Source organism: Bartonella sp. P12B, from assembly GCF_055796185.1.
The window spans coordinates 1-1,038 of the sequence record NZ_JBTTDI010000059.1 but is presented as its reverse complement, the minus strand read 5'-3'; the positions used below and the strand labels follow the sequence as shown (position 1 = coordinate 1,038).

Sequence of the window (1,038 nt, the reverse complement as noted above, 5' to 3'; positions counted from 1 at the left end):
GTCAAGCACAAGCTTGATAAAACGGGTGGTTACACCACAAAAATAGAATGCGAACTTTTTGATGAAACACAAGAAGATGCAGCTGGAAATGTTGCAAACACACCACCAGACAAGGATGATACTCTTGATCCAAACGCTCCACAAAATGCATATGATGAAGGCGAAGGCGTCATTCATATGGATGAGGGAGATACATGAGAGGTTACTTAAGACAAAAATGTCTTCACTATTTTCATTTTACTATTCCCAAAAATACAGCCAAACAGCGTTCAATTTCTACCATTTTATCTGCATGAATAGAACCGAAAGTTGGGCTAGCCTTTTCGCATCTTACCGTCATGATCTTATCAATCATCACTTGTGAAAGCTTTTGTAAACCGTTTTTGGCATCTGGTTGAATAATAACGCGAAGTAATGGCGCCGCAATAAGTGTACTTGTAATTGGCAAAACTGTTACGCTTGTATGTTCACTGAATTGATTGGCTTGAATTATTAATGCAGGTCTTGGTTTACCAAAGTCACCCTGCATAGCTATTGTTACGAGAGATCCACGCTTCATTCTGTCCAGCCATCAACATCTACTAAAGATTGATCCATAAATAATTGCATAGATGTATCTGTTTTATCCATTTTTGCTACCAAGCGACACTGACGGCGGCACTCTTCTGCAAAGTTTGGTTGGCGTGTATCTGGTACCCAAATTTGCATCAAGCGCAATCCTGCTTTCCTTTGTGCGTTACGATGTTTTTGAACGCGTTCATTGACGTGCATTGTAGCCATAAGAAAACCTCCACTATGTTTCATGTAACGTATAACACGGAAAAAAGTTACATGAAACAAAAATTTAATAATCTTCGCGGAAATGACCCCGTTACATCGTAAAATCTCATCCTTTAGAATGAGGAAAATGTCTATTTTTTAATCCAGCTCTGCCTTGTGTGGAGCTTTTTTATGGAGAAACCTATGAGAAAAATATCATCAGAGGGACTAGCACTTATTAAACAATGGGAAGGCTTGCGTTTAAACGCCTATAAAGAT

2 protein-coding genes and 2 pseudogenes are annotated in these 1,038 nt (G+C 38.8%); 2 read left to right on the top strand and 2 right to left on the bottom strand.

The annotated features are described in order from the left end of the window. Positions 1-198, top strand: a pseudogene (locus AC0QT1_RS08645) (late control protein); the annotation flags it as partial. Between the two features lie 34 nt (positions 199-232). Here AC0QT1_RS08645 and AC0QT1_RS08640 read toward each other — a convergent pair. Both AC0QT1_RS08640 and AC0QT1_RS08635 read right to left on the bottom strand, forming a co-directional pair. Next, complete coding sequence (locus AC0QT1_RS08640; protein WP_473202132.1) at positions 233-559, bottom strand: type II toxin-antitoxin system PemK/MazF family toxin; 327 nt, start codon at positions 557-559, stop codon at positions 233-235. Beyond that, entirely contained in the window at positions 556-780 is a 225-nt protein-coding gene (locus AC0QT1_RS08635) for an antitoxin MazE family protein (protein WP_473202131.1), read from the bottom strand. Before AC0QT1_RS08635 ends, AC0QT1_RS08640 begins: the two co-directional genes overlap by 4 nt. A 183-nt stretch (positions 781-963) precedes the next feature. Here AC0QT1_RS08635 and AC0QT1_RS08630 point away from each other — a divergent pair. Beyond that, positions 964-1,038, top strand: a pseudogene (locus AC0QT1_RS08630) (lysozyme); the annotation flags it as partial.